This is a genomic window from Ectothiorhodosinus mongolicus (assembly GCF_022406875.1).
Classification (GTDB): Bacteria; Pseudomonadota; Gammaproteobacteria; order Ectothiorhodospirales; family Ectothiorhodospiraceae; genus Ectothiorhodospira; species Ectothiorhodospira mongolica.
In genome coordinates, this window is sequence record NZ_CP023018.1 from 616,465 (window position 1) to 642,077 (window position 25,613).

Here is a 25,613-nt window from a genome sequence, read left to right on the forward strand (position 1 = left end):
GGCTTATAACGTGAGGGAATCGAGCGCAGCACCGGCATCATGGTCTTCGTCCTCTTCGCGGAACCAGACATCCCTGCTTTGCGCCCACTTCTCCTCATCCCACAATTCAAACTTGTTACCCTGACCCACCAAAACAGCGCGCTTCTCCAAACCGGCATACTCGCGCAGCGGCGGCGGCAACAAAATGCGGCCCTGGCCATCCAACTCCACTTCCGTGGCATGCCCAACCAGCAAACGCTGCAAGCGCCGCACCTGGCGGTTCATATTGGGACGAGACATCAGCGAGCGTTCAATGCGCTCCCATTCGGGCAATGGGTAAACCAGCAGGCAACCATCCCGATCCACCGTCAGCACCAACTGCCCACGGCAAAGCTCCACCAGGCTCTCGCGGTAACGCGAAGGCATGGCTAGCCGGCCTTTGACATCGACATTCAAGTTGGTTACGCCGCGAAACATCATGATCAGGGTTAAAAACCCACTTTTCCCCACAATTCCCCACCTCGGCACACTATAGGTAGGGAAACTCGTGGGTGTCAAGCAAAATCACGACCCAGCAAAGGAAAAATTCTGCTTTACCGACAATTACTTAGCGTCATTCGTTAGCTGGGGAACAGAGTGGGGAGAGATGGCGACAAAAACCCTCCATGAGGATCATGACCTTGTCCAAAACTGTTGATAATTTACTTTAATTGGCGGCAAAAAGTGCAAAGGGAGTTGGCCGATAAGCCGGGTTCTGTCGGGGGCAATCATTCCTCTGGGATGTGTGTCACCACACACCTCAAGCAGCCTACCCGGATGCCATGCGGGCCACATGAAAGCATCCCTATTTGGCCTTGCTCCAGACGGGGTTTACCCTGCCACGACGTGTTACCACGTGCGCGGTGCGCTCTTACCGCACCATTTCACCCTTACCTGTGCCTTGCGGCCATCGGCGGTATATTTTCTGTGGCACTTTCCATCGACTCGCGCCGTCCAGGCGTTACCTGGCGTCTTGCCCTATGGAGCCCGGACTTTCCTCTGCTGTCCTGACGACAACAGCGATTGCCTGGCCAACTCCCGACCCGATGTTACCATCCCCAAGCCGATTTAGGGTTTTTCCTGCAAAGCCCATTGATACAGTTGATTGCGCGACAGTCCGGTAATCTCTGCCGTCAGTCGGGCAGCGCTTTTCACTGGCAACTGCTGTAAACACAAACCCAGCACGCGGCGCGCCTCAGCCTCACCTGCAGCCTGCTCTCCCGGTTCATGACCGGCCACCATCACCACAAACTCACCGCGCTGGTGATCGGTGTCTGCCTCTAACCACAGGCATAAATCAGCCAGACTGCCGTCCTGGATTTGCTCAAAGGTCTTGGTTAACTCACGCGCCACCACTGCCCGGCGCTCTGCCCCCAAAGAGCTCGCCATATCGGCAAGAGACGCTTGGATGCGATGTGAGGACTCATAGAAAATCAGCGTGTGCGGAAAATCGGCCAGCACTTTAAGCCGCTCTTGACGGGCACTGGCGCGCGCCGGCAAAAAACCCTCAAAAAAGAAGCGATCCGAGGGCAGGCCACTGACCGATAACGCCGCAATCAAAGCGCTGGCGCCGGGGATGGGCGTCACCCGCACATCCGCCTCACGCGCTGCCTTCACCAACCGATAACCCGGATCACTGATCAAAGGCGTGCCAGCATCACTGATCAAGGCTAGGGTCTGCCCCCCTTTTAAGCGGTCAATGAGGCCGGGGACTTGCTGTTGTTCGTTGTGCTCATGCAAGCTTTTGCAGGCGGTGCGGATGCCAAAGTGCTGCAACAAACGCTGACTGTGGCGGGTATCTTCCGCCAAAATTAAATCAACCGCCTCGAGCACCTGACGCGCCCGCGGCGATAAGTCTTCTAGGTTCCCAATAGGGGTCGCCACCACATAAAGACAGGCCTGTTCGATTGACACTGCACACCCCGGTCAAGATACTGATACTCCGTGAAATACTCGCTCTCAGTCTAACCTGCTGCCCTGCCCCGGTCGACCCATATCCATGCATGCACGATTGCTCTTTCTGACCCCGCGCCTTGGCCTGCTTCTGCTCTTGCTGGCCTGGTTGGCTGGCTGCGCCGTGGCCCCACCCACTCCACGACCCGCCCCCGAACCAGTCGGGCTGGAGCCGCTGGCCGATGACGTGGCTTTTCGCACCCAACAAGTGGCTCTATTGCTGCCCTTATCCGGGCGTCTGGCGGCGGCCGGTGAAGCGGTACTAGAAGGCGTTAGCGCCGCGCATTTCAGCCTGCCACCCGCGCAGCGCGGTGAATTGCGCATTTACGATACGGGCGAGCGCCCCGAAGCCACTTGGCAACAGTATCAACAAGCCGTCGGCGATGGCGCCACACTCGTGATTGGCCCGCTGGATCGCGCTGCGGTCGACGACTTAGCTCGCCGGGATAGCTTAAGCGTGCCCGTGATCGCCTTGAACCGCAGCACGCTGCCGGGACCCTATCCACGCGGCCTGCATCAATACGCTTTATCGCCCGAGGATGAAGCCTCACAAGTAGCCTTGCGCGCCGCCCAACAAGGTCTATTTGATGCGGTCATCATGGCCTCACGCGATGAGTTGGGCGAGCGCATCGTCGATGCCTTTAGCGCCCGGTATCGCCAGCTGGGGGGGACGATTCGTGACGTGCAGTTCTATGTACCCGGCGGCGTCGATTTTCGCGACACCATTGTCAGCGGCCTAGAAGTCATCGACCCGCTGCCCACCCACAGACAACGCGCTGATGCCCATCGCATGGAACCCGAGGAAATAGAAACCCTGGTCGCCCGTCTGGATTGGATGGACATCGCTTTAGATGAGAACTGGATGGAGAATCCCAATATCATTCGCCTAATGCGTGGCGGTATTACTGCTGAAGAACTATCAGAGCAGTTGATGAGCGCGGTGACAGAACCCGAGGTAGAGACGCAAATGCAGCGCCTAGAGCGTTTAGATAATCCGCCGCCCAGACGTCAGGACGTGGACATGGTGTTTTTGGTCGGCGATACCCGGCAGGCCCGCCTGATTCGTCCGCAGCTGCGTTACTACCATGCCGGCAATCTGCCCGTACTCAGCACCTCACAGGTATATAGCGGCCGGCCCGATGCCCGTGCTGATGCGGATTTGGACGATATTATTTTCGCCGATATGCCGTGGCTGGTGGATCCCAACCACGCGGCCCGTTTGGACTGGTTGGAAGACTTATCACCCAGCGCCCAGCAACGCCGGCGTCTAGTGGGCTTGGGCCACGATGCCTTAATGCTGGGCTGGGAGATTGACCGCCTGAACTTACACACCGAGCAAAGCTTTGCGGGACTGACCGGGCGCTTATGTTTGGATGATCAAGGCTGGATTCGTCGTGAGCTTAGCTTTGGACAATTCCGCCGCGGTGTACCGCAGCCGGCACGCACGCCGCCTCAAGGGTTCTACCAACCCTTTGAGGGGCAGCCATGAACACCAAAGAACGCGGCGATCAGGCGGAGCGACGCGCCCTAGAATTTTTCATCGGACGTGGCTGGAAACCCCTCACCCAACAGTATCGCTGTCGCCAAGGCGAGATCGATCTCATCCTACAAGACGCAGACACACTGGTCTTTGTCGAAGTGCGGCAGCGCAGCCGTACCAGTTTTGGCGGCCCAGCCGAGAGCATCACGGCGACTAAGATCCGGCGCCTGTGGCTGGCGGCTCAACACTACTGCCAATCCATACGTTGGGATGGCCCCTGCCGCTTTGATGTCTTGACCATTGATGCCGACCAGCAGCTACATTGGCTACCCGACGCCTTTGAGGCCTGTGCATGAACGCCACTTCGTTCGCCGCGCAACCCGCAGCGCCGCTGAGTGCGGCCATTATTGCTGACCTGCAAGCCGCGGTGGGCGCAGCCAATCTCATCACCGATCCGGCAGAGTGCTGGACTTATGGCGGCGACAATTCCCGCTTACATGCCCTACCACAGGCTGTGGTGTTCGCCACCAACACCGAGCAAATCGCCGCCTTAGTGAAAACCTGCCGGCGCCATCGCCTGCCTTTGATTGCCCGTGGCCGTGGCACCGGCACCACGGGTGCCGTGGTGCCCGATCAAGGCGGCGTGATCTTATCGCTGGAGCGCATGAATCAAATCCTCGAGGTCGATGCCGCAAACCGCCTACTCGTCGCTCAACCCGGTGCTACCAATCAGGAAATTCAACAGGCCGCAGCGGCTGCTGGCTTTTTCTGGCCACCCGACCCCACCAGCAACGCCTATTGCTCGCTCGGCGGCAACTTGGCTTACAACTCTGCAGGACCACGCGCCGTTAAATATGGCACGCCCCGCGAAAACACCTTGGGCCTGACTGCGGTTACGGGTACGGGCGAGATCATGCGCACCGGCGTCTACACCACCAAGGGCGTGGTTGGCCTAGATTTAACACGGCTGCTGATTGGCTCGGAGGGCCTATTGGGCATCATCACCGAGGCAGTATTAAAACTTACGCCCCTACCGCCCGCCAAACGTCTTTTGGCTGCGGTATATGAAGACGTTAGCAGCGCCGCCGAGGCGGTCTCCGCCATCATGGCCCAGCCGGTGGTGCCCTGCGCCCTTGAATTCATTGATGCGCAGTGCATTGAGATGATCCGCGACTATGCCCAGGCGGATTTGCCGCGGCACGCTGGCGCCATGCTCATGATCGAAGTCGATGGCGAGGCTGAGCAGCTCACACAAGCGGCTGACCGCGTCGCTGAGGCCGCCCGCGTTGCCGGTTGCATGGACATTCGCATCGCTCAGACCGAGGCGGAGACGGCGGATTTATGGGCCATGCGCAAAGCCCTATCTCCAGCGCTGCGGCAGGTTGCTCCGAAAAAAATCAATGAAGACGTCGCCGTACCCGTGTCACACCTGCCCAAGCTAATCCAGGGCCTGGAGGCGCTTTCCCAAACCCACGGGATTCGCATCGTCAGTTTTGGCCATGCCGGCAACGGCAATATCCACGTCAACCTGTTACTCGATCCTGAAGACGCCCAGCAAATGCAGGCCGCAGAACCCTGTTTGGCAGCGGTCTTTGCGCTGGTGATGCAGTTGCGCGGTACGCTGTCTGGGGAACACGGGGTGGGGCTGGCGAAGCGGGATTATGTGCACTTGGAGTTATCACCCGAATCACTGCGCCTCATGCATGACATCAAGCGCTGTTTTGATCCGGATAATATTCTCAATCCGGGCAAAGCCCTGCCGCCTATTTAACCACGCGCAAACTGGGGCCTGACTTGGGCGCCGGTTTATCCTCCGCGCCCTCGCCGGGCGGCGGTTCATCGCCGTCTTGCGGGGTAAACATCATACCCTGGCCATTCTCCCGCGCGTAAATTGCCAGCACTCGCTCCACCGGGACAAACACGTTCATGGGGCGACCGGCAAAGCGCGCGCTAAAACTGACCTGATCATTTTCCATGGCCAAGCCGTTGACTGCCATCGGCGCGACATTGAGCACGATACGGCCCGCTTCGACATACTCTAGGGGCACCACCACATCATCAGCAGCGTCCACCAACAAATGTGGCGTCATCTGATTATCAACAATCCAGGAATAGATGGCACGAATCAGATAAGGGCGACTGGAGGTCATCAACACACACCCCCAGCCTAACGTAATTCGCGTTCGGCTTCGGTCAGACTCAGCTGAAAGGCCTCACGATTGAACATGCGGCGAGCGTAATCACGGATTTCTTGGGGCAATTTCTCATCAGCAATCCCTAGGCTGGGCAGGCGCCACAACACCGGACTAATGGCCGCATCGACCAAGCTAAACTCCTCGCTGAGGAAGAACGGCTTTAAACCAAAAACCTCACTCGAGGAAGCCAGGCTCTCAAATAAGGCTTTGCGCAGCTTAGAGGCGGCGCGATCCCCGACCTCCAAGACCTGCTCTACACCGCGCCACCAGTCTTGCTCGATGCGATATAAAGCCAGACGCGCCGTTGCCCGAGAGACCGGATCCACGGCCATCAGCGGCGGATGCGGAAACCGCTCGTCGAGATATTCTTGAATGACCTGTGTACCGTATAAAACCAGATCACGATCCACCAGGGTGGGCACCGTGCCATAAGGATTAATTTGATAGAGGTCCTCGCGCATGGTCACTTCATCCATTTGGATGATGTCCACCGTGATGTCTTTTTCTGCCAGTACAATTCTGGCGGCATGACAGCGCAGGCAGGCGGGTGCCGAAAACAGCGTCATAACAGATCTGCGATTAGCAACCAGACTCATGCTTGGCTTCCCCAAAGCATCCCATCGAGCGGGCCACGCGGCCAGTCAATCAATGAGATCACGGACATCCCTGTCCCTTGTTGACGCGTCCGCTTCAATGCACGTCGCGCCAGTATTCTTTCTTCAACAGGTAGGCCACAAAGGTGAACAGAATCAAAAAGGCAATCACCCACATCCCTATTTGCGTACGCTCAAGCCGCACCGGCTCACCTATGTAAGTCAGGAAAGCAGTGATATCGCGGACCACCTGATCATACTCTTCGGTGCCCAATGCCCCCTGAGAGACCATTTCAAGCTGTGGTTCTTCCAGACTACCTGCATTGCGCTGCCATCCCTGGAGATTCCATAACACGTGTGGCATACCCATATTTTCAAATGCCGCATTATTCACGCCCAAAGGACGGCTATCATCCAGATAAAAGCTGCGCAAGACGGTATAGATCCAGTCCGGACCGTGAAGACGCGCCGTCAAGGTCAGGTCGGGTGCCGGCTGAGCAAACCACTCCTCAGCATCCGAAGCGCGCATGGCAATATGCACCTGATCACCTATCCCGGTGGGATCGCCTTCCATATTGGTGGTGTGAATCAGATTCTCTACCACAAAATCGTCACTCAAACCCAAGTCACGCCCAATACGGTTGTAGCGCGCGAACTCCAAAGAGTGGCAACCGACGCAATACTGAAAGAAAAAGCCCGCCCCGCGCTGCAAAGATGCCTGATCCTTCAGATCGATATTCGCGCGATCCAGTGGCACAGAGGGACCCGCAGCGATGGCCGTACCAGCGCCCAGCAGGCTGAACAAAAACACAAGTGTCAGAAGCTTTTTCATCACGCAGTCACCCTTTCCGGAACCGGCTTTTCTTCATTCAATTGGGTATACAGCGGACCCAGCAAACATAGAGCCGCATAAGCAGTGGGCAACAACCACCATGTGGCGACCATGCCAAACTCAGCCGCACCAGCCTGCAGTCTCATGAAATCCCACAAGGTGTAGGCGCCGACAATCACCGCGAAGGAGATCCAACTAAAGGCAGCTGACCGCGGCTTGCTGTGGAACCAGATCACATAGAAGAAGGCCAAGTAAAGAATGGTGAAGCGCAAGCTCATCTCCGCATACAGCGGCTCCACAGCCTTCAGACCCAACCAACCCAACACGGCAAAGGAAACGCCAAAGATGATCAGGTTGGCTTTATGGATGCTGCTGCGATAGCGCCAGGATCGAATCGGGTTGCGATCCAGCCAAGGCAGGAAGAACAGGATCAGCACAGCGCCAAACATCAACAGCACACCCAAGAACGGGTCAGGCACCACACGCAACACGGTGTAGAAAGTCCCAAAGTACCAAACCGGGTGGATCAGCTCGGGTGTCACCAGTGGGTTTGCCTGCTCGTAGTTGGCGCGTTCGATAAAGAAGCCACCGGCATCCGGGGCGAAGAACACAACGCCAAAGAACAAGATCAGGAACACGCCATAACCCACAAAGTCTTTGTAGGTGTAGTACGGGTGGAAGGGGATGCCGTCCAGCGGCTTGCCATTCTCATCTTTGAACTTCTTGATTTCCACACCGTCGGGATTGTTGGAACCCACGGCATGCAAAGCAACGATGTGCACAAACACCAGCATGATCAATACCAGCGGCAAGGCCACCACATGCAAGGCAAAGAATCGAGTCAACGTTGCATCAGAGATCAAAAAGTCACCGCGAATAAACGTCACCAGATCGCCACCGATAAACGGTATCGTGGCAAATAGGTTCACAATCACCTGGGCGCCCCAATAAGACATCTGACCCCAAGGCAACATGTATCCCGCAAAGGCCTCAGCCATCAGCACCAGGTAAATCACCACGCCGATCACCCAGACCAGCTCACGTGGCGACTTATAAGAGCCGTATAACAAAGCCCTAAACATATGCAGATACACCACAATGAAAAAGGCCGAGGCCCCCGTGGTATGCATGTATCGAATAAACCAGCCCCACTCGACATCACGCATGATGTATTCGACCGAGGCAAAAGCCAGATTGGCATCTGGCTTATAGAACATGGTCAGAAAGATTCCGGTGACAATCTGAATGACCAGCACCAGCACTGCCAGCGAGCCGAAGTAGTACCAGAAGTTGAAATTTTTCGGCGCATAGTATTCCGCGAGGTGCTCATTCCACACCTTGGTCAGCGGATAGCGCGCATCAACCCATTCGAGCAAAGCTTTCATCAGGCAGCTCCTTCTTCGTCTTCGCCAATCAATAGCAGCGTGTCAGACAGATAGCGATGCGGAGGAATAACCAGGTTGGTCGGTGCCGGCACATTACGCCATACGCGACCCGCCATATCAAAACGTGAACCGTGGCAAGCGCAGAAATACCCACCGCGCCAGTTTCCACCCAGATCAGCCGGCGCCACTTCCGGACGATAGGAAGGCGAGCAGCCTAAGTGGGTGCAAATACCAATAAGCACGGAGTATTCAGGCTTGATGGAGCGCGTCGCATTCTGCGCATAGGCTGGCTGCTGTGCCACATTAGAATCGGGATCCGCCAATAGCGGACGGTTCTCCTCCAGCGAGGCGATCATCTCGGGCGTACGGTGAGTCACCCAAACGGGTTGACCACGCCAGCCGACTCGAACCAGCTGACCGGGCTCAACTTGCGCCACATCAAACTCGACTGGTGCGCCTGCCGCCTGTGCTCTTGCACTGGGCTGCCAAGTCGCCAGGAAGGGATAGGCCAAGGCCACAACCCCTGCACCCCCAACAACACCAGTGGCTCCAACCAGCAGTCGACGCCGACCCTGGTTCACGCCTTCATTTGCCATGCCATTCTCCCGTTAAAACCGTAGTGACCCAGCGGGACTTATAAAGCAGTTAAGGATTGCCTAATAAGCCCACGAGGTCAAGGGTCAAGCCGTTTTCAAAACGCAGTTTATTGATTCAAATAGGGTTTTCAATATCAATGAATTCATGAGAAATCGCTAATGCGCTACCCAAGTGCTCGCCCAAGGCTTGGGGGCCGCCGCGCTCGGTGGCGTGATGCCCCGCGGAAAAGTAGTGAATACCCGCCTCACGAGCCACATGCACGGTTTGTTCGGAGACTTCGCCACTGATATAAGCATCCACCCCTAATGCAACCGCTTGATCGATCATGCCTTGCGCTGCCCCGGTACACCACGCCACCCGTCGGATCTGCTCTGGGCCGCCCTCGATCCAGGTTGGAGCGCGCCCCAAGCGATGCTCAATGCGCTGCGCGAACTCAGCTGCGGCCATAGGGCTGGGCAAATGCCCGGTATTACCGATACCGTCCTCGCGCAGGACGCTCTCGGTCACGAGACCCAAAAGCTTTGCCAGTTGCGCGTTATTGCCCAACTCAGGATGCGCATCTAACGGCAAGTGGTAGGCCAAGAGACTGACATCGTGATCCAAAAGCAGTTTCAAACGCTGGCGCTTCATTCCCACCACGCGCGCATCCTCGCCCCGCCAGAAATAGCCGTGATGCACCAAAATAGCATCCGCCCCCGCATCAATGGCGCGCTCAATCAAGGCCTGACTGGCGGTAACACCGGTAATCAAACGCCCCACCTGACCCCGGCCCTGCACCTGTAAGCCATTGGGACAATAGTCTTTGAAGGCACGCGCATTAAGCAGCGTGTCTATATGGTCAACAAGATCAGTGAGTGCCGGCATGCGCGAGGGAAAACGGGTTTAGATTTGGTCTCAGTGTATACGCTCTATGATATCGTAATGCCATGACGCGAATCAGCCCTTTTTTGTTGCAGATGACGGCTATCGGCATTGCCGTGGCGGCGCTGATCTTGGCCATCAGCCCTGATCAGAGTGCAAGCCCCGAGGCCCCGCCGGCGGTGGTTGAAGTCCGCCAGAGCGAACCGGTCGCGCTGAGCGCTCAGCAAGGCCCGGTTTCCTATGCCGAGGCGGTGAATCTTGCGGGTCCGGCAGTGGTCAATATCCACACACGCAAGACCGTGGTGCAACAAGCCCACCCCTTCGCTGATGATCCTTTCTTCCGGCATTTCTTTGGCGACCGTTTTGGGCCCCCAACGCAACAGCGCGAGCAAACCAGTCTCGGCTCTGGCGTGATCATCAGCGCCGCCGGCTACATGCTCACCAACAATCACGTCATCGAGGGCGCCGACGAGATCCAAGCCACCCTCGCCGATGGCCGCAGCTTCCCGGCGCGCATCGTCGGCACTGACCCGGAAACCGATCTAGCGGTGCTGCGCATCGACACGGGCAACGAACCCCTGCAAAGCATTGTCATGGGCCGCTCCCGAGACCTTCTGGTCGGAGATGTGGTGCTGGCGGTAGGCAATCCCTTTGGCGTTGGCCAAACCGTCACCTTAGGCATTGTCAGTGCCACCGGCCGCAGTCGCCTGGGGATCAGCACCTATGAAGACTTCATCCAAACCGATGCGGCCATTAACCCCGGCAACTCAGGCGGCGCACTGATCAACGCCCACGGCGAGCTCATTGGCGTTAATACTGCCATCTTCACCCGCTCCGGCGGTTCACAGGGTATTGGCTTTGCCATCCCCATTGACCTGGCCCGCGACATCATCACCCAAATTATTCAATCGGGCACAGTAGTGCGCGGCTGGCTGGGTATCGAAGTCCAAGAAATCACGCCACAACTGGCGCGCTCTTTTGGGCTAGAAGATACGCGCGGCGTGATTATTGCGGGCCTACTCGCCAACGGTCCGGCGGCGCGCGCTGGCATCCGCCGCGGTGATGTATTAACCCACATGGATGGTGACCGCATTACCGATGGCCAAGACGCACTGAATTTTATTGCCCGTAGAAAACCCGGTGAAACTTTGCAAATGCAGGGCCTGCGCAACGGCCAAGCCTTTCGCGCCGAGGCTGAAGTCGGGCAAAGACCCCGACCCCAAGTGCAGCGCTAGCGTCCGCTTAAGTCGCTAAAATTTGGCTTAGAGGCTCTGTTTGAAGGCGGTCAAAAACGCCGCATTCTCCTCAGGCGTGCCAATGGTGACGCGCAAACAATCAGCCAATAAGGGATTTTGTTTTGAGACATTTTTGATCAAGATGCGCCGCTCGCGCAGCCCCTCAAAAACCGCATCAGCCCGCCCCAGCGGCACGCGCACGAGAAGAAAATTAGCCTCGCTGGGAAATACCTCAACACCAGGAAGCGCCGCCAAAGCCGCGCTCAAAGCTGCCCGCTCCGCGCGAATCAAACCGGCCTGCTCATGTAGAACCGCATTATGTTCCAGCGCAAAGCTGGCTGCTGCCTGAGTCAAGACATTGATGTTATAGGGAAGGCGCAGCCCATCCAGCGCTTGAATCCATTCACCCGGCCCCGCCAAATAACCCAAGCGCAGACCGGCCAAACCCAATTTAGACACTGTGCGCATCACCATCAGCTTCCCCTGCCCCACCTCAGACAAAAAACTATCATCAGCAAACGGCCCATAGGCCTCATCGACCACCACCAAACCGGGAGCTGCCTGAATTAAGGCCTCGACATCGGCTCGCGGCCAACGATTACCGGTGGGATTATTCGGCCATGCCAAAAACATCACTGCCGGCGCCTGATCTTCAATCGCCGCTAGCATAGCCGGCATATCCAAGGAAAAATCTGGCTGCAAAGGCACGCCCGTATAAGGCACATCCAGCCACTGCGCAATCAACCGGTACATCACAAAACCCGGCTCCGGCGCCAGCACCCCACGACCACTGCCAGCCATCGCCATCAGCAAAATTTGAATCAATTCATCCGAGCCATTGCCCAGCATCAACCCCGCAGTTTCAGGCACGCCCATCACCGCCCGCAGTTGCTGGGTTAAGGCCTCAGCGCGGGGGTCGGGATAGCGATTCAGCTCGGCCTGCGCCAGCACTCGGCCCAGCTGCGCCTGCATATCTGCGGGCCAGTGATAAGGATTTTCCATCGCATCCAGCTTGATCATGCCGCGACTATCGGGCACGGAATAAGCTCCCTGAGCCAATAGCTCAGGACGCATCAAGTCACTGGGTTGCAACCCGCTCACCCGACTAACGGGCTTTCACGCGGTATTCCGCGGAGCAGGCATGCGCCTCCAGACCTTCACCGCGCGCCAGTGTGGCTGCGGTGCGCCCCAAATCCGCTGCGCCCTCGGGTGAACAGAAAATCACGCTAGAGCGTTTCTGAAAATCATAAACCCCCAAAGGCGAGGAAAACCGCGCCGTGCGTGAGGTCGGCAACACATGATTCGGCCCGGCACAATAATCCCCCAAAGCCTCGGGCGTATGCCGTCCCAAGAACATGGCCCCAGCGTGACGAATCTTTGCCGCCAGCGCCTCGGGATCAGCCACCGATAGCTCCAAATGCTCGGGCGCAATATGATTGGCAATCTGCGCCGCCTCATGCAAATCCGCCACTTGAATCAAGGCGCCGCGCCCGGCCAGCGAGGCGCGAATAATATCGCCCCGCGGCATAGTCTCGAGTAAGTGATCCATGGCATCCGCCACCGCATCCAAAAAGGTCGCGTCGGGGCTCAATAAAATGGCTTGCGCCTGTTCATCGTGCTCAGCCTGAGAAAACAAATCCATGGCAATCCATTCAGGATCGGTTTGCCCATCACAAATGACCAAGATCTCCGATGGACCGGCGATCATATCGATGCCCACCGTGCCAAAAACCAAGCGCTTGGCCGCCGCCACATAAATATTGCCCGGACCCACGATCTTATCCACCGCCGGCACGCTTTGCGTCCCATAAGCCAAAGCCGCCACAGCTTGCGCGCCGCCGATGGTGAAGACGCGATCCACGCCCGCCACGGCGGCAGCGGCCAAAACCAAAGGATTGACCATGCCATGGGGCGTGGGCACCACCATTACCACTTCCGGCACACCCGCCACTTTGGCCGGCACTGCGTTCATGATCACGGAAGAAGGATAAGCCGCCTTGCCGCCGGGCACATAAAGCCCGACCCGATCCAAGGGCGTCACGGTCTGACCCAGCACCGTGCCATCTTCTTCGGTGTACTGCCAAGCGGCCATTTTTTGCCGCTCAGCATAGCGCCGCACCCGCTCAGCCGCTCGCTCCAAAGCCTCGCGCTGCTCCACCGGTAAACTCGCCAGCGCCTCGGCCAGTCGGCTGGCCGGTAACTCCAAATCCGCCATGGTGGTCACATCGAGGTGATCAAACTCGCCGGTATATTCGATGACCGCCGCATCCCCCTCAGCGCGCACCCGCGCGAGGATCTCGGTGACGGTGTGCATCACCTGTGCGTCAGCCACACCCTCCCAAGCCAGAAGCGCATCCAGGCGGGCAGCAAAGTCCTTGCTGCGACTATCGAGTCGATGAATCTGCGGCATCTCGCTAGACCCTTAAAGTTAAGCGGCAGCGTGTAAGCGGCGCTCGCGCACCCCAGCAGCCAGCTCCCGCAAGACCGAAGCGGTGTCATCCCAGCTCATGCAAGCATCGGTAATACTCTGACCATAAACCGGCTCCCGATCGGCTGACCAGTCCTGACGTCCCGCCACCAAATGGCTTTCCAACATCACGCCCATGACGCGGCGATCACCATGCCCCAGCTGACGGGCCACGGTAAGCGCTACCTCGACTTGGCGCGCCGGATCCTTGCGGCTATTGGCATGGCTGCAATCCACCATTAAATTCGGCGGCAAACCCGCATCTTCCAACGCCTGGGCGGCATCATCTAAGCTGGCCGCGTCGTAATTCGGCTGACGACCACCGCGCAGAATAATGTGACAGTCACTATTACCGGCAGTCGAGAAAATCGCCGAACGACCGGCCTTAGTCACCGACAAGAAATGATGCGGCCGGGCGGCGGAGCGAATCGCATCAATAGCCACCTGCAGACTGCCATCGGTGCTGTTTTTAAAGCCCACCGGGCAAGATAGACCCGAGGCCAGCTCACGGTGCACCTGACTTTCGGTGGTGCGCGCGCCAATAGCGCCCCAAGCCACCAGATCCGCTACATATTGCGGGCTGATCAAATCCAAATATTCAGTGGCCGCCGGCATGCCTTGGCTGGCCAAATCCAACAGCAGACCACGCGCCAAACGCAGGCCCTTATTGATCTCGAAACTGCCGTCTAGATCCGGATCATTAATCAACCCTTTCCAACCGACAATGGTGCGCGGCTTCTCAAAGTAGACGCGCATGACGATTTCTAAATCCGCGGACAACTCATCGCGCAGGGCTTTTAAATGCCCGGCGTATTCCATCGCCGCTTTGACGTCATGAATCGAGCAGGGTCCGGCGATCACCAACAAGCGGTCGTCCTCGCCAGCCAAAATATTTTTGATCGCCGCGCGCGAAGCGAATACCGTCTGGGCCGCTGCGTCGCTAATGGGCTGCTCTTCATGCAGGGTCTGGGGCGCCAGAACCTCTCGGATATTCAAAATGCGCAAATCGTCAGTGGGGTGTTTCATGCTGTGTTTCCAAACCGCTTTCTTAAGATGAACTGCGCCGGGTCTCAACTGCCGACTGCAGCGCCTGTATCAAACGCTTAATGCGCGCTGACTTCATTTTCAAGGACGCCTTATTCACCACCAGGCGCGAACTGACCTCGGCGATGGTCTCCACCGGCTCAAGTCCATTGGCTTTGAGGGTGTTGCCGGTATCCACCAAATCCACAATGCAATCCGCCAAGCCTACCAGAGGCGCCAGCTCCATGGAGCCGTAGAGCTTAATAATCTCTACTTGCTCGCCCTTGGCTGCATAAAATCGCCGTGTGGTCTCGACGAACTTGGTGGCCACCCGCAGCCGCCCACTTTTGGCAGCAAAGCCCACAGGACCAGCCACCATCAAACGACAGCGGGCAATCTCTAAATCCAGCGGCTCATAAAGCCCCTCGCCACCATGCTCCATCAACACATCTTTACCAGACACACCGACATCCGCGCCGCCATACTGCACATAAGTCGGCACGTCCGTGGCACGAATCACCACCAACTTCACCTGCGGATCATTGGTGTCCAAAATCAGCTTGCGGCTGGTCTCTGGGTCATCTTTGGGGACAATATCGGCAGCCGCCAATAGCGGCAGCGTTTCTTTAAAAATACGACCTTTGGATAAAGCAATGGTTAACAGCGGTGTTGTCATCGGCTTAACCCGGCACACGGCGAATCGCCGCGCCCAACTGTGCGAGTTTTTCCTCAATACACTCATAGCCGCGATCGATGTGATAAATCCGATCGACCTGAGTTTCACCCTTGGCCACCAGCCCCGCCAAAATCAGGCTGGCTGAAGCACGCAAATCGGTGGCCATCACCGGTGCGGCCATCAACTGCGGCACGCCAGTGACAATGGCTGTATTGCCCTCGATACGAATATCCGCGCCCATTCGCTGCATTTCCAGCGCATGCATAAAGCGATTCTCAAACACCGTCTCAGTGATCGCCCCCGTGCCCTCAGCAATCGCATTCATGGCCACGAACTGGGCCTGCATGTCCGTTGGGAAAGCCGGATAGGGCGCCGTGCGCAGGCTCACCGCTTTGGGGCGACGTCCGCGCATATCCAGCTCAATCCAGTCATCTCCGGTATTAATCTCAGCCCCGGCTTCTTCGAGTTTTAACAGTACCGCATCCAAAATCTTAGGCTGCGTGTGCATCGTGCGCACCCGCCCCCCGGTCATTGCCCCCGCCACCAAAAAGGTCCCGGTTTCAATCCGATCCGGCAAAACCTCATAACGACAACCATTGAGGCGTTCCACGCCCTCCACGGTAATGATGTCGGTGCCGGCGCCTGTAATCTTCGCGCCCATGGCAATCAAACAATTCGCCAAATCCACCACCTCAGGCTCGCGCGCCGCGTTTTCAATCACCGTCACGCCTTTAGCCAAGGTTGCTGCCATCATGAGATTCTCGGTACCGGTCACGGTAACGATATCCAATACCAAACGCGCTCCCTTAAGCCGCTGCGCACGTGCTCGGATGTAGCCACCTTCAACTCGGATGTCAGCGCCCATGGCCGCCAGCCCATCCAAATGGACGTTGACCGGTCGCGAACCAATGGCACAGCCCCCAGGCAGGGACACTTCGGCCTCACCATGACGCGCCAGCAATGGCCCTAATACCAAGATAGAAGCGCGCATGGTACGAACTAACTCATACGGGGCGATGCATTCGCGCAAGGTGCTGGAGTCGACTTCGATGCACATATGCTCATCAACAGTGAGCGAGACGCCCATACGCCCCAAGAAATCCATGGTGGTGGTGACATCTTGCAGATGCGGCACATTACCCACCAACAGCGGCCCGTCACACAGCAGCGAGGCCGCCAAAATCGGCAGCACCGCATTTTTAGCGCCGGATATGCGAACGTCGCCTGCTAAGGGCTGCCCGCCAGTGATCATCAGTTTATCCATGGGGCCAGAATAATAGCCGAAAGCAGTCGCCTGAGGCGACCTCAGCGCTCAGGCTGGGGCAAATAGCGGCTGCAGATTGGCCAACTCAACCAATGCCCGCATGTGTTCGGGCATCTGCGCAAACCTGAGTGACACCGACCGCGCCAGACAAAAACGTTGGCATTCCAACAAAAAAGCCACGCCAGCTGAATCCATACGGGTTGCCCCAGAAAGGTCAATTTGGGCCTCGCCTTTGAGTCGCTGCAAGCGCTCGGGGGCTTGCTTCCATAGGTCAGGGACGCTGTGACGCGTCAGCTCACCACTCAAGGCCAGCACGTCTTCGCCGCCCGCCTGCCATTGGCCCTGGCTCACTGGCGCGCCGCCTCCGTTGCATCTTCAATCAGTGACTCATCGCCCTGTTCCAAACGAGCGATCAAACGATCCAATCCCTGACGCTCGATTTCCGCGCCAAAATTGGTGCGGAAATTCCCCACCAAGCTCAGCCCCTCGACCGTCAGATCAAACACCTTCCACTCACCGTCAACAGGGCGCAGGCTGTAGATCACCGACACATTCGACTGCCCTTGACCCATGACGATCTCGGTGGCCACCTGCGCCATACGTTCATCTTGGTGACTGCGATGCGACAAGACCCGAATGTCTTTGTCCAAATGATCGGCCATCTGCAGCGTATACGTGCGCACCAACATGCCGCGGAAGGCGTTTACAAAGCGCTCACGCTGCTCAGGCGTGGCCGAGCGCCAATGACGCGCCAAAATCAATCGCGACACCCCCTCAAAATCGATAATCGGCAGGATGATTTCTTCCACCACACCATACAAAAATTCTGAGTCATTGCGGGTGCGCTCGGCGTCTTCGCGCAGGGTCTCAAATACCTGCTGAGACGCGTGCTCGATCAAAGCCACGGTCTCATTTTTGGCCCACGCGCTGGTGGTCACAGCCATACTGAGCATGCCAGCCAGCAACCATACCCAGCCCATTTTGATCACCACTTGCACGTGCTTTTCGCTCCCATTAATTGCTGGTCATATTGACCATAAACTGACCGATCAATTCTTCCAAAATGACCGCAGACTGGGTAAACAGCAGGCGATCACCCTGCGCCAGCACCGCGTCCTCACCACCTGGCTCCAAAGAAACATACTGTTCCCCCAAAAGTCCGGCGGTATAGATGCTGGCCTGCGTATCTGCTGGCAATTGATCGTATTGACCATTGATGCGCAAAGTCACGCGCGCCTGAAAACGCTCAGGGTCATAACGAATATCCGACACGCGACCGACGCGCACACCGGCCATGGTCACCGGCGCCCGGACCTTCAAGCCGCCGACATTATTGAAGTAGCCATGCACCTCATAGCCCTGAGCATTGCGATGCTCTGTGATATTGCTCACTTGGAAAGCCAAGAAGAACAACCCGGCCAGACCCAGTGCCACAAAGAGTCCGACCACAATCTCCAGCGTACGTGTACTCATTGATTCATCCTGTCAGATGTCACCGAACATCAGGCCGGTGAGAATAAAGTCTAAAGCCAGAATCGCCAGCGCCGAATGCACCACCGTGCGCGTCGTTGCCCGACTCACCCCCTCAGAGGTAGGGGCCGCATCATAACCCTCAAACACCGCAATCCAAGACACCACCACACCAAAGACCACGCTCTTGATCACGCCGTTCATGATGTCATCGTAGTAATCCACACTGGACTGCATTTGCGACCAATAAGCGCCGCCATCCACACCCAAAGCGCCCACACCCACCAAATAACCGCCCATGATGGCTACCGCACTAAAAATTCCGGCCAACAGCGGCATGGCAATCACCCCCGCCAAAAAGCGCGGTGCCAAAACCCGCTTATACGGATCGACCGCCATCATCTCCATGCTGGAGAGCTGCTCGGTGCTCTTCATCAAACCAATCTCGGCGGTCAGTGCCGAACCCGCGCGCCCGGCAAATAACAAGGCGGTGACCACGGGACCCAGCTCACGCACCAAGGACAAAGCCACCATCGTGCCCAAAGCCTCGGCCGCGCCGAAACGCACCAGAGTGATATAACCCTGATAACCCAGCACCATGCCCACAAATAAGCCCGACACAGCGATGATCAACAGCGATAAAACGCCCACTGAATAAAGCTCGCGGATCAACAGCCCGGGGCGCGGCAACATGCTGCCCATGCTGATCAAGGTGCGCGCTAAAAATAGATGGCCGCGCCCCAAACGCTCGAGAATCCCCAAACTCCAGGCGCCGAGTTTTTGCAAAGCGTCGATCAAGAGCGATTCTCCCGCATCAATTCCTCAAGATAATCAGGCGCCGGGTAATGAAACGGCACAGGCCCATCGGGCAACCCATCCAAAAACTGCCGTGACCAGTCCGTGGCCTCAGCGCGCAGGTGCTCGGGCGAGCCCTGATCAACGACCTTACCGTCGGAAATCAAATAAATCTGATCGGCGATTGAGCTGGTTTCGGCGACATCATGCGAGACGATAATACTGCTCATACCCAAGGCATCATTCAGGCGTCGAATCAGGGTGACGATCACCCCCATAGTGATGGGATCTAAACCCGCGAATGGCTCGTCATACATCATCAGCAAGGGATCCAAAGCAATCGCCCGGGCCAGAGCCACGCGCCGCGCCATACCGCCGGAGAGTTCGCTGGGCTGCATTCGCGCCGCGCCTCTTAGCCCCACCGCCTCCAGTTTCATCAGCACCAAAGTGCGGATCATCGACTCGGGTAGGTGCGTATTCTCACGCACCGGAAACGCCACATTGTCAAAAACATTCAAATCGGTCAGCAAAGCTCCGCTTTGAAACAGCATGCCCATGCGCCGACGTAAAGCGTAAAGATCACGCCGCGACAGACGATGGACATCTTTACCTTCAACCAGGATCTGTCCCTGATCAGGGCGCAGCTGTCCACCAATCAGCCGCAGCAGCGTGGTTTTTCCGCTACCGCTGGGGCCCATAATCGCCGTCACCTGCCCCTGCGGAATGGTGATATCGATGCCGTCAAAAATCTTGCGATGGCCGCGGCTAAAGTGCACATCGCGAATCTCAATCCAAGGGTTCATGGATCACTTAAAAGGAAACAAAGTTGCCGCTCATGTTCAAGCCCCCAACCCCAAGCTGTCAATGGGGCACCACAAATGGGGTACGACCCCATTTGAAATTTCAAATGGGGTCGTACCCCTTTTAAGCTAAGCCCAACAAACTGAGGATCGCCTCAGCCTGATCCAAAGCTGCCGGAGACGCATCGATAAACAAGACAGCCTCCTCGCTCTCGCAGGCCCCAGCAAAGGCCTCAATCTGCGCCCGCAAAGCGCGCAAATCAGAAAAATCCGCCTGCTTTAAGAGCCCGACAGGCCCGCAAGACACAGCCCCCGAATCAGCAGTCCAAACCCGATGCGAAGCCTCAGGCGCCGCGATTGACCAAACCGGCACGCCCGACGCCAGCAAAACCGGCTCGCCAGCGCATTGCACCAACCCCACCAGCTGCGGCCCCAAAACAGCCCTAGCCGTTTCCAATGCCGCCAACTCGAAACTCTCCGGCTGCTCCAACTGCAGATAAAACCCAAACCCCTCGGACACCTCAGATCGCCACTCTTGCCAGTCATCGCGACTGGCCGCCTGCCAGCGCTGCTGCGGCAGCAGCACCTGGGCATACTCATTGGCATAAAACGGCAACTGCCAATCCTCGGGAAGATCCGCGGGATAAAACCCATTTTGGAACTGTGGTCCAGCCCAGTCCCAACCACCGACACGGATTTTCGGCTGCATGTCTTCTCCTGATGAATGCATGACATGATACGCATTTTGCGCGCAATTTCATGACGACCAGACCACAAATAAGGTAATGTTGATGGCCATGGAATTGCATGCTGACTCAACCCTGAAATTGGCCCAGGCCGTACTCAAGACCGAAGCCCAAAGTATTTTGGACTTACTGCCTCGCCTCGACGAGAGCTTTGTACGCGCCTGTGATTTTTTATTGCATTGCCAAGGCCGCGTCGTCGTCACAGGAATGGGCAAATCCGGGCACATCGGCAGCAAAATCGCCGCCACCCTAGCCAGCACCGGCACCCCCGCGTTTTTCGTGCATCCCGGCGAGGCCAGTCACGGCGATTTGGGGATGATCACGCCCACCGATGTGGTCCTCGCCCTATCCAATTCCGGCGAGACCGATGAGATCCTCACCATCGTGCCCCTGATTCGTCGCCAAGCCGTGCCCTTGATCGCCATGACCGGCAACCCCAACTCCAGCCTCGGTCGCGAAGCCAGTGTCCACTTAGACATCAGCGTCAAAGAAGAAGCCTGCCCATTGGGCCTTGCGCCCACCTCCAGCACCACCGCCACTTTAGCGATGGGCGATGCGCTGGCCGTGGCTTTACTCGAAGCGCGCGGCTTTACCGCCGATGATTTTGCCCGCTCCCACCCGGGCGGCCGCTTGGGTCGCCGCCTATTGCTGCATGTGGCGGACATCATGCACAAAAACCAGCGCATCCCCCGCGTCAGCGAAGATGCGCCTATGGCCCAAGCGCTGATGGAAATCACCAAAAAAGGCCTAGGCATGACCACCATCACCGATCCCCAAGGGCAGCTCCTTGGCGTCTACACCGATGGTGATCTGCGCCGCAACCTAGACCAAGGCATGAACGTGCATGACATTCGTATCGGCGATGTGATGACTCGACAATGCAAAGCCGCTCGCCCGGATATGCTGGCCGTCGAAGCATTAAAACTCATGGAGGACCACGCCATCAGCGCCCTGCCCGTGGTCGATGCTCAAGGCCAGCTGCTCGGCGCGATACATATGCATGACTTGCTGGTGGCGGGAGTGGTTTAAACGATGAGCCAAAACCTCCTAGAACGCGCTCAAGCCGTGCGCCTACTGATTTTGGATGTCGATGGTGTACTCACCGACGGCAGCCTCTTCATCGGCGATGATGGTCAACAATATAAAGCCTTTAACAGCAAAGACGGGCATGGCCTGCGCATGCTGATGGATGCTGGCATCGAAGTGGGCATCCTCACCGGACGCCAATCCGATGTCGTGCTCCATCGCTGCCGCGACTTAGGCATCCAACACATCATCCAAGGCCGCCGCGACAAACTCGATGCCCTAACCGGCCTTTTAGAAGCGGTCGGCGTTAGCGCCGAACAATGTGCGTTCATGGGCGATGATCTGGTTGATTTACCGGTGATGCGCCGCGTCGCTTTGGGTATGGCAGTAGCCGATGCCACCTTGCAGGTTCGCGAACACGCGCATTGGGTCAGCCACTACCCGGGCGGACGTGGCGCGGTCCGCGAGGCCTGTGAGTTCCTTTTGGAAACACAAGGTCGATTGGAGGCGGCACTGGCACCGTATTTGTCATGAAGAAACGTCGCGGCTTGTTTCTCGGAGTCATTCTTGGCTTGGCGCTCGTGGTGTGGCAACTGCAAACCCAAGAGCAGCCGGCTCAGCTGTTGCTGCTGGAGAGAGATGCAGACACCGACCCCGTGGAGTTTTTCCTAACCCAGTTCCACAGTTGGGTCATGGACGAACAAGGCCAGCTGGTGCGCGAGATCACCGGCACGCGGCTCGAGCAATACCAAACCGAAGGTGACGGCAGCATTTGGAACCCCATCATGGTGTTATACGGCGAAGAACCTGCGCCCGCCTGGACCGTCCAATCCGAGACCGCCTGGGTTTCCCCAGAAGGCGATGAGATCTTGATGCAAGGCGCTGCCACCATGCGTCGACCGGGCGCCGAGGGCTTTGAGCCGGTGACCGTGAATAGCTCTGAGGTCACGGTATTCCCCGATCTGCAGCAAGCCACTACCCGGCAACACGCGCACATCATCACCCCCACTCGTGAAACCCAAAGCATCGGTATGAGCGCGGATCTAAGCAAAGACACCTTGGATATGGATGAGCGTGCGAGGACTATTTATGTGCCGCAATAAATCCTCTCTCTTCGCTGTCTTGGCCTTGGCCCTACTCACCGCCGCGCAAACCGTGTGGGCGCAAAACCAAAATCAGCGCCAACTGCCGATCTACATCGAGTCCGACAGCGCCACTCTAGATGATCAAACGGGTCTGGCGGTCTACCGCGGCAACGTCGTGATCACCCAAGGCGACACCGTCATCACTGGCGATACCGTCAAGGTATTCGCGCCGCAGCGCCAGATCGAATGGATGACCTCTGAAGGCCAGCCAGCCACCCTGCTGACCTTGGATGAAGAGGGCCAAGAAACCCGCGCCAATGCCGAGCACATGGAATATCGCCTGCAAGAAGAGTTGGCCATACTCACGCGTCATGCCGTGGTCTGGCAGGGCGAAGATGAAATTCGCGGTGATCGCATCGAGTACTTTTTAAACACCGAACAAATGCAGGTCTATGGCGGCCCCACCGGGCGCTTCCAAGGCGTGTTCAAGCCACGCGAAGAAGCCGAGGCCGCGCCATGAGGCACTTAGTGGCCACAGATTTGGTGAAGCGTTACCGCTCCGCGACCCCGGTCAATGGCGTGAGCGTCGATGTCAAAAGTGGCGAAGTTGTGGGCTTGCTGGGCCCCAATGGCGCTGGCAAAACCACCTGTTTTTACATGATCGTCGGGCTGGTTCCCTGCGATGGTGGACAGATTCTCTTGGATGGCGAGGATATGACCGCCCTGCCCATGCACACCCGCGCTCGCCGGGGTCTGGGTTACTTACCCCAAGAAGCCTCGGTGTTTCGCAAGCTGTCGGTGCGCAACAACATCATGGCGGTATTGGAGTTGCGCCAGGACTTAGATCGGGCCGAGCGCGAAGCCAAGCTCGAAGCCTTGCTCGAGGAATTTCAGATCGGGCACCTGCGCGATAACATCGGTATCAGCCTCTCTGGCGGTGAACGTCGGCGCGTGGAAATCGCCCGCGCCCTAGCCATGGAACCCGCCTTTATCTTGCTGGATGAGCCCTTTGCCGGCGTCGACCCGGTCTCGGTGATCGAGATCCAGCGCATCGTCACACATCTCACCAGCCGGGAAATCGGCGTTCTCATTACCGACCATAACGTGCGTGAAACCCTAGGCATTTGCAGCAGAGCTTATATACTCAGTGAAGGCCGTATTATTTGTGAGGGCGATACCCAGGCGGTGCTGGCCGATCCGCAGGTACGCCGCGTCTATTTAGGCGAACATTTCCGGCTTTGAATATCACGTAATCCACAACCCTATGCTCAAATCCTCCGTCCAGCTCCGCCTCGGTCAAAATCTGACCATGACGCCGCAGTTGCAACAGGCCATCCGCCTGCTGCAACTCTCGACGCTGGAACTTCAGGCCCAAATCCAGGAGACCCTCGAGACCAACCCCATGCTCGAAGCCGAGGATGGCAACGAATCCGGGGCCGAAACAGACGAAGATTCCTTAGAAACTTCGGCATTACCCGGCGCCGAACCAAGCGATCACTATGATGCCAGCGGCAACCCCGAAGCCGAGGTCATTCCCGAAGAGCTTCCCGTAGACAGCCAATGGGACGATATTTACGACATGCCCGTGAGTTTTGGCTCGGCGGACAGCGAGCAAACATTGGACGTTTTCGAGAACCAAACAGGCCCGGGCGAAAGCCTGCAGGATCACCTGCTCTGGCAGCTCAATCTATCTCCCATGAACGACCGTGACCGCAGCATCGCCATCACGCTCATCGATGCGATTAACGACGACGGCTATTTAGGCGAGCCGCTGGAGAATATCTATGCGGGCCTGATGGCTCAGGGCATGTCGGACCTGGAGATGGATGAAGTCGAGGCCGTGCTGCGCCGGGTGCAGTATCTCGATCCGGTGGGCGTGGGCGCCCGCAGCCTGGCCGAGTGTTTGAGTTTGCAGCTGCTGCAATTTGATGCCAGCACGCCACATCTAGATCTGGCGCGCACCATGGTCAGTGATTATCTCGATCAAATCGGCGCCCGCGACTTTCGCCGCGTGCAAAAACAGCTGGGCATCGACGATGAGGTTCTCAAAGCCGCTATCCAGCTGATTCAAAGCCTGAACCCGCGCCCCGGCGCCCTAATCAGCAGCACCTCGACCGAATACGTCATTCCCGATGTCTTTGTGCGCCGTGTGGGCGGGACTTGGCGCGTTGAACTCAATCCCGACATTGCCCCGCGCCTGCGCATCAATCCCTTGTACGCCAGCTTTGTGCGCCGCGCCGACACCAGTCAGGACAACCAATATCTGCGCGATAATTTACAAGAGGCGCGCTGGTTCATCAAAAGCCTACAAAGCCGCAACGAGACCCTGCTGCGCGTCGCCACCGCGATTGTCGAACATCAGCGCAGCTTTCTCGAAAAGGGCGATGAGGCCATGAAACCGTTGGTACTGCGCGACATCGCCGAGCAACTAGAGATGCACGAATCCACCATCTCGCGCGTCACTACCCAAAAATTCATGCACACACCGCGCGGCGTGTATGAATTCAAACACTTTTTCTCCAGCCACGTCGGCACAGCCGATGGCGGCGAATGTTCAGCCACGGCCATTCGTGCGATGATTCGTAAGCTGGTGGCTGAAGAGCCGCAGGGCAAACCGATGAGCGACAGCAAGATTGCGCACATTTTGGTGGACCGCGGCATACACGTAGCAAGACGGACAGTGGCCAAGTATCGTGAGGCCATGGACATCCCACCATCCAATGAGCGCAAAAGCCTGCTTTAGGCCGCACTCATTCATTCATGCAGTTCCAAAAGAAAGGAGTTCATCATGCAGATCAACGTTACCGGTCATCACGTCGAACTGACCGATGCGCTGCGCAACATCATCAACGAAAAATTCGAGCGCCTGGAGCGCCATTTTGACAATGTCATCGACGTCCATGTGGTTCTCACCGTCGAAAAACTGCAACAAAAAGCCGAAGCAACGATTTTGGTGTCCGGTAACCGCATTCATGCCGAAGCCAGCAACACCGATATGTATGCGGCGATCGACGCCATGATTGACAAGCTGGATCGCCAGGTCGTCAAGCACAAAGAAAAACTCAAAGACCATCACCGCGCCGAAGGCTCGCATCGCAATCATCTGGAATGA

The 25,613-nt window shown here is 57.4% G+C and carries 30 protein-coding genes and 1 other RNA gene; 11 read left to right on the forward strand and 20 right to left on the reverse strand.

Translation table 11 applies throughout. The annotated features are described in order from the left end of the window. Nucleotides 1-3: 3 nt before the first annotated feature. From mraZ to rsmI, 3 genes are all read right to left on the reverse strand, one after another. The gene (mraZ, locus tag CKX93_RS02590) at nt 4-456 is read right to left on the reverse strand and encodes a division/cell wall cluster transcriptional repressor MraZ (protein ID WP_076755234.1); all 453 of its coding nucleotides are present in this window, start codon (nt 454-456) and stop codon (nt 4-6) included. A gap of 250 nt (nt 457-706) precedes the next feature. After that, nucleotides 707-1,057: RNase P RNA component class A (rnpB, locus tag CKX93_RS02595), an RNA gene on the reverse strand. Between the two features lie 29 nt (nt 1,058-1,086). After that, the gene (gene rsmI, locus CKX93_RS02600) at nt 1,087-1,932 is read right to left on the reverse strand and encodes a 16S rRNA (cytidine(1402)-2'-O)-methyltransferase (protein WP_234982783.1); all 846 of its coding nucleotides are present in this window, start codon (nt 1,930-1,932) and stop codon (nt 1,087-1,089) included. A gap of 163 nt (nt 1,933-2,095) precedes the next feature. Between rsmI and CKX93_RS02605 the strand changes: the two genes are divergently transcribed. The 3 genes from CKX93_RS02605 to CKX93_RS02615 are packed head-to-tail and all read left to right on the forward strand — an operon-like array spanning nt 2,096 to nt 5,222. Next, nucleotides 2,096-3,460 (forward strand): penicillin-binding protein activator, encoded by a 1,365-nt coding sequence (locus tag CKX93_RS02605; protein ID WP_240076662.1) that lies wholly within the window; start codon nt 2,096-2,098, stop codon nt 3,458-3,460. Then, nucleotides 3,457-3,807, forward strand: a complete 351-nt coding sequence (locus CKX93_RS02610) for a YraN family protein (protein ID WP_076754963.1) — start codon at nt 3,457-3,459, stop codon at nt 3,805-3,807. The genes CKX93_RS02605 and CKX93_RS02610 overlap by 4 nt, the downstream gene beginning before the upstream one ends. After that, a complete protein-coding gene (locus CKX93_RS02615) occupies nt 3,804-5,222 on the forward strand; it encodes an FAD-binding oxidoreductase (RefSeq protein WP_076754964.1) in 1,419 nt (472 codons plus the stop codon). Before CKX93_RS02610 ends, CKX93_RS02615 begins: the two co-directional genes overlap by 4 nt. Here CKX93_RS02615 and CKX93_RS02620 read toward each other — a convergent pair. The 6 genes from CKX93_RS02620 to CKX93_RS02645 form a co-directional block, all read right to left on the reverse strand. Further along, nucleotides 5,215-5,601: a ClpXP protease specificity-enhancing factor gene (locus tag CKX93_RS02620; RefSeq protein ID WP_076754965.1), complete on the reverse strand. Its 387-nt coding sequence runs from the start codon at nt 5,599-5,601 to the stop codon at nt 5,215-5,217. The genes CKX93_RS02615 and CKX93_RS02620 overlap by 8 nt on opposite strands. Nucleotides 5,602-5,618: 17 nt before the next feature. Further along, nucleotides 5,619-6,242: a glutathione S-transferase N-terminal domain-containing protein gene (locus CKX93_RS02625; RefSeq protein ID WP_076754966.1), complete on the reverse strand. Its 624-nt coding sequence runs from the start codon at nt 6,240-6,242 to the stop codon at nt 5,619-5,621. A gap of 94 nt (nt 6,243-6,336) precedes the next feature. Next, on the reverse strand, nt 6,337-7,071 hold the full coding sequence (locus tag CKX93_RS02630; protein WP_076754968.1) for a cytochrome c1: 735 nt from the start codon (nt 7,069-7,071) through the stop codon (nt 6,337-6,339). Next, nucleotides 7,071-8,456 carry a cytochrome b gene (locus CKX93_RS02635; RefSeq protein ID WP_076754969.1) on the reverse strand — a complete coding sequence of 462 codons (1,386 nt, stop codon included), beginning with the start codon at nt 8,454-8,456 and terminating at the stop codon, nt 7,071-7,073. The genes CKX93_RS02630 and CKX93_RS02635 overlap by 1 nt, the downstream gene beginning before the upstream one ends. Then, nucleotides 8,456-9,052, reverse strand: a complete 597-nt coding sequence (gene petA / locus CKX93_RS02640) for a ubiquinol-cytochrome c reductase iron-sulfur subunit (protein WP_076754971.1) — start codon at nt 9,050-9,052, stop codon at nt 8,456-8,458. Before petA ends, CKX93_RS02635 begins: the two co-directional genes overlap by 1 nt. A gap of 115 nt (nt 9,053-9,167) precedes the next feature. Next, nucleotides 9,168-9,917: a Nif3-like dinuclear metal center hexameric protein gene (locus CKX93_RS02645; protein WP_076754973.1), complete on the reverse strand. Its 750-nt coding sequence runs from the start codon at nt 9,915-9,917 to the stop codon at nt 9,168-9,170. 62 nt (nt 9,918-9,979) lie between these two features. Here CKX93_RS02645 and CKX93_RS02650 point away from each other — a divergent pair, with 62 nt between their 5' ends. Then, on the forward strand, nt 9,980-11,149 hold the full coding sequence (locus CKX93_RS02650) for a Do family serine endopeptidase (RefSeq protein WP_076754974.1): 1,170 nt from the start codon (nt 9,980-9,982) through the stop codon (nt 11,147-11,149). Between the two features lie 27 nt (nt 11,150-11,176). Here CKX93_RS02650 and hisC read toward each other — a convergent pair whose 3' ends face one another. From hisC to CKX93_RS02705, 11 genes are all read right to left on the reverse strand, one after another. Continuing rightward, the gene (hisC, locus tag CKX93_RS02655) at nt 11,177-12,223 is read right to left on the reverse strand and encodes a histidinol-phosphate transaminase (protein WP_076754976.1); all 1,047 of its coding nucleotides are present in this window, start codon (nt 12,221-12,223) and stop codon (nt 11,177-11,179) included. A 31-nt stretch (nt 12,224-12,254) separates the two neighbouring features. Further along, on the reverse strand, nt 12,255-13,559 hold the full coding sequence (gene hisD, locus CKX93_RS02660) for a histidinol dehydrogenase (RefSeq protein WP_076754978.1): 1,305 nt from the start codon (nt 13,557-13,559) through the stop codon (nt 12,255-12,257). Nucleotides 13,560-13,577: 18 nt separating this feature from the next. Next, nucleotides 13,578-14,642 (reverse strand): 3-deoxy-7-phosphoheptulonate synthase, encoded by a 1,065-nt coding sequence (locus tag CKX93_RS02665; protein WP_076754980.1) that lies wholly within the window; start codon nt 14,640-14,642, stop codon nt 13,578-13,580. Nucleotides 14,643-14,664: 22 nt separating this feature from the next. Then, the gene (gene hisG, locus CKX93_RS02670) at nt 14,665-15,315 is read right to left on the reverse strand and encodes an ATP phosphoribosyltransferase (protein WP_076754982.1); all 651 of its coding nucleotides are present in this window, start codon (nt 15,313-15,315) and stop codon (nt 14,665-14,667) included. Nucleotides 15,316-15,319: 4 nt separating this feature from the next. After that, nucleotides 15,320-16,579 (reverse strand): UDP-N-acetylglucosamine 1-carboxyvinyltransferase, encoded by a 1,260-nt coding sequence (gene murA / locus CKX93_RS02675; protein ID WP_076754983.1) that lies wholly within the window; start codon nt 16,577-16,579, stop codon nt 15,320-15,322. A gap of 48 nt (nt 16,580-16,627) precedes the next feature. Next, complete coding sequence (locus CKX93_RS02680; protein WP_084178606.1) at nt 16,628-16,930, reverse strand: STAS domain-containing protein; 303 nt, start codon at nt 16,928-16,930, stop codon at nt 16,628-16,630. After that, a complete protein-coding gene (locus CKX93_RS02685) occupies nt 16,927-17,559 on the reverse strand; it encodes an MlaC/ttg2D family ABC transporter substrate-binding protein (protein ID WP_076755240.1) in 633 nt (210 codons plus the stop codon). The genes CKX93_RS02680 and CKX93_RS02685 overlap by 4 nt, the downstream gene beginning before the upstream one ends. A 34-nt stretch (nt 17,560-17,593) precedes the next feature. Then, a complete protein-coding gene (gene mlaD, locus CKX93_RS02690) occupies nt 17,594-18,052 on the reverse strand; it encodes an outer membrane lipid asymmetry maintenance protein MlaD (protein ID WP_076754985.1) in 459 nt (152 codons plus the stop codon). Nucleotides 18,053-18,064: 12 nt separating this feature from the next. After that, nucleotides 18,065-18,847 (reverse strand): lipid asymmetry maintenance ABC transporter permease subunit MlaE, encoded by a 783-nt coding sequence (gene mlaE / locus CKX93_RS02695; protein ID WP_076754986.1) that lies wholly within the window; start codon nt 18,845-18,847, stop codon nt 18,065-18,067. Then, nucleotides 18,844-19,647: an ATP-binding cassette domain-containing protein gene (locus CKX93_RS02700; protein ID WP_076754988.1), complete on the reverse strand. Its 804-nt coding sequence runs from the start codon at nt 19,645-19,647 to the stop codon at nt 18,844-18,846. Before CKX93_RS02700 ends, mlaE begins: the two co-directional genes overlap by 4 nt. A gap of 121 nt (nt 19,648-19,768) precedes the next feature. Beyond that, nucleotides 19,769-20,353 (reverse strand): hypothetical protein, encoded by a 585-nt coding sequence (locus CKX93_RS02705; RefSeq protein WP_076754990.1) that lies wholly within the window; start codon nt 20,351-20,353, stop codon nt 19,769-19,771. An 88-nt stretch (nt 20,354-20,441) separates the two neighbouring features. Here CKX93_RS02705 and CKX93_RS02710 point away from each other — a divergent pair, with 88 nt between their 5' ends. The 7 genes from CKX93_RS02710 to hpf are packed head-to-tail and all read left to right on the forward strand — an operon-like array spanning nt 20,442 to nt 25,613. After that, the gene (locus CKX93_RS02710; protein WP_076755241.1) at nt 20,442-21,419 is read left to right on the forward strand and encodes a KpsF/GutQ family sugar-phosphate isomerase; all 978 of its coding nucleotides are present in this window, start codon (nt 20,442-20,444) and stop codon (nt 21,417-21,419) included. 3 nt (nt 21,420-21,422) lie between these two features. Beyond that, nucleotides 21,423-21,950, forward strand: a complete 528-nt coding sequence (locus CKX93_RS02715) for a KdsC family phosphatase (RefSeq protein ID WP_076754993.1) — start codon at nt 21,423-21,425, stop codon at nt 21,948-21,950. Beyond that, a complete protein-coding gene (lptC, locus tag CKX93_RS02720) occupies nt 21,947-22,519 on the forward strand; it encodes an LPS export ABC transporter periplasmic protein LptC (RefSeq protein ID WP_076754995.1) in 573 nt (190 codons plus the stop codon). The genes CKX93_RS02715 and lptC overlap by 4 nt, the downstream gene beginning before the upstream one ends. Beyond that, complete coding sequence (lptA, locus tag CKX93_RS02725; RefSeq protein WP_084178607.1) at nt 22,506-23,021, forward strand: lipopolysaccharide transport periplasmic protein LptA; 516 nt, start codon at nt 22,506-22,508, stop codon at nt 23,019-23,021. Before lptC ends, lptA begins: the two co-directional genes overlap by 14 nt. Beyond that, a complete protein-coding gene (gene lptB, locus CKX93_RS02730; protein ID WP_076754998.1) occupies nt 23,018-23,743 on the forward strand; it encodes an LPS export ABC transporter ATP-binding protein in 726 nt (241 codons plus the stop codon). The genes lptA and lptB overlap by 4 nt, the downstream gene beginning before the upstream one ends. 22 nt (nt 23,744-23,765) lie before the next feature. Beyond that, entirely contained in the window at nt 23,766-25,244 is a 1,479-nt protein-coding gene (locus CKX93_RS02735) for an RNA polymerase factor sigma-54 (RefSeq protein ID WP_076755000.1), read from the forward strand. 45 nt (nt 25,245-25,289) lie between these two features. Beyond that, a complete protein-coding gene (hpf, locus tag CKX93_RS02740; protein WP_076755002.1) occupies nt 25,290-25,613 on the forward strand; it encodes a ribosome hibernation-promoting factor, HPF/YfiA family in 324 nt (107 codons plus the stop codon).

Bases quoted from the DNA above. Each gene is read 5' to 3' on its own strand.
- CKX93_RS02715 (WP_076754993.1), top strand. From the start codon at position 21,423: ATGAGCCAAAACCTCCTAGAACGCGCTCAAGCCGTGCGCCTACTGATT.
- murA (WP_076754983.1), bottom strand. From the start codon at position 16,579: ATGGATAAACTGATGATCACTGGCGGGCAGCCCTTAGCAGGCGACGTT.
- CKX93_RS02630 (WP_076754968.1), bottom strand. From the start codon at position 7,071: ATGAAAAAGCTTCTGACACTTGTGTTTTTGTTCAGCCTGCTGGGCGCT.
- CKX93_RS02700 (WP_076754988.1), bottom strand. From the start codon at position 19,647: ATGAACCCTTGGATTGAGATTCGCGATGTGCACTTTAGCCGCGGCCAT.
- CKX93_RS02620 (WP_076754965.1), bottom strand. From the start codon at position 5,601: ATGACCTCCAGTCGCCCTTATCTGATTCGTGCCATCTATTCCTGGATT.
- CKX93_RS02685 (WP_076755240.1), bottom strand. From the start codon at position 17,559: ATGGGCTGGGTATGGTTGCTGGCTGGCATGCTCAGTATGGCTGTGACC.
- CKX93_RS02710 (WP_076755241.1), top strand. From the start codon at position 20,442: ATGGAATTGCATGCTGACTCAACCCTGAAATTGGCCCAGGCCGTACTC.
- CKX93_RS02705 (WP_076754990.1), bottom strand. From the start codon at position 20,353: ATGCAGCCGAAAATCCGTGTCGGTGGTTGGGACTGGGCTGGACCACAG.
- CKX93_RS02650 (WP_076754974.1), top strand. From the start codon at position 9,980: ATGACGCGAATCAGCCCTTTTTTGTTGCAGATGACGGCTATCGGCATT.
- CKX93_RS02625 (WP_076754966.1), bottom strand. From the start codon at position 6,242: ATGAGTCTGGTTGCTAATCGCAGATCTGTTATGACGCTGTTTTCGGCA.
- petA (WP_076754971.1), bottom strand. From the start codon at position 9,052: ATGGCAAATGAAGGCGTGAACCAGGGTCGGCGTCGACTGCTGGTTGGA.
- CKX93_RS02615 (WP_076754964.1), top strand. From the start codon at position 3,804: ATGAACGCCACTTCGTTCGCCGCGCAACCCGCAGCGCCGCTGAGTGCG.
- CKX93_RS02635 (WP_076754969.1), bottom strand. From the start codon at position 8,456: ATGAAAGCTTTGCTCGAATGGGTTGATGCGCGCTATCCGCTGACCAAG.
- lptC (WP_076754995.1), top strand. From the start codon at position 21,947: ATGAAGAAACGTCGCGGCTTGTTTCTCGGAGTCATTCTTGGCTTGGCG.
- mraZ (WP_076755234.1), bottom strand. From the start codon at position 456: ATGTTTCGCGGCGTAACCAACTTGAATGTCGATGTCAAAGGCCGGCTA.
- CKX93_RS02665 (WP_076754980.1), bottom strand. From the start codon at position 14,642: ATGAAACACCCCACTGACGATTTGCGCATTTTGAATATCCGAGAGGTT.
- lptA (WP_084178607.1), top strand. From the start codon at position 22,506: ATGTGCCGCAATAAATCCTCTCTCTTCGCTGTCTTGGCCTTGGCCCTA.
- hpf (WP_076755002.1), top strand. From the start codon at position 25,290: ATGCAGATCAACGTTACCGGTCATCACGTCGAACTGACCGATGCGCTG.
- lptB (WP_076754998.1), top strand. From the start codon at position 23,018: ATGAGGCACTTAGTGGCCACAGATTTGGTGAAGCGTTACCGCTCCGCG.
- hisC (WP_076754976.1), bottom strand. From the start codon at position 12,223: ATGCGTCCTGAGCTATTGGCTCAGGGAGCTTATTCCGTGCCCGATAGT.
- hisG (WP_076754982.1), bottom strand. From the start codon at position 15,315: ATGACAACACCGCTGTTAACCATTGCTTTATCCAAAGGTCGTATTTTT.
- CKX93_RS02610 (WP_076754963.1), top strand. From the start codon at position 3,457: ATGAACACCAAAGAACGCGGCGATCAGGCGGAGCGACGCGCCCTAGAA.
- CKX93_RS02735 (WP_076755000.1), top strand. From the start codon at position 23,766: ATGCTCAAATCCTCCGTCCAGCTCCGCCTCGGTCAAAATCTGACCATG.
- mlaD (WP_076754985.1), bottom strand. From the start codon at position 18,052: ATGAGTACACGTACGCTGGAGATTGTGGTCGGACTCTTTGTGGCACTG.
- hisD (WP_076754978.1), bottom strand. From the start codon at position 13,559: ATGCCGCAGATTCATCGACTCGATAGTCGCAGCAAGGACTTTGCTGCC.
- CKX93_RS02645 (WP_076754973.1), bottom strand. From the start codon at position 9,917: ATGCCGGCACTCACTGATCTTGTTGACCATATAGACACGCTGCTTAAT.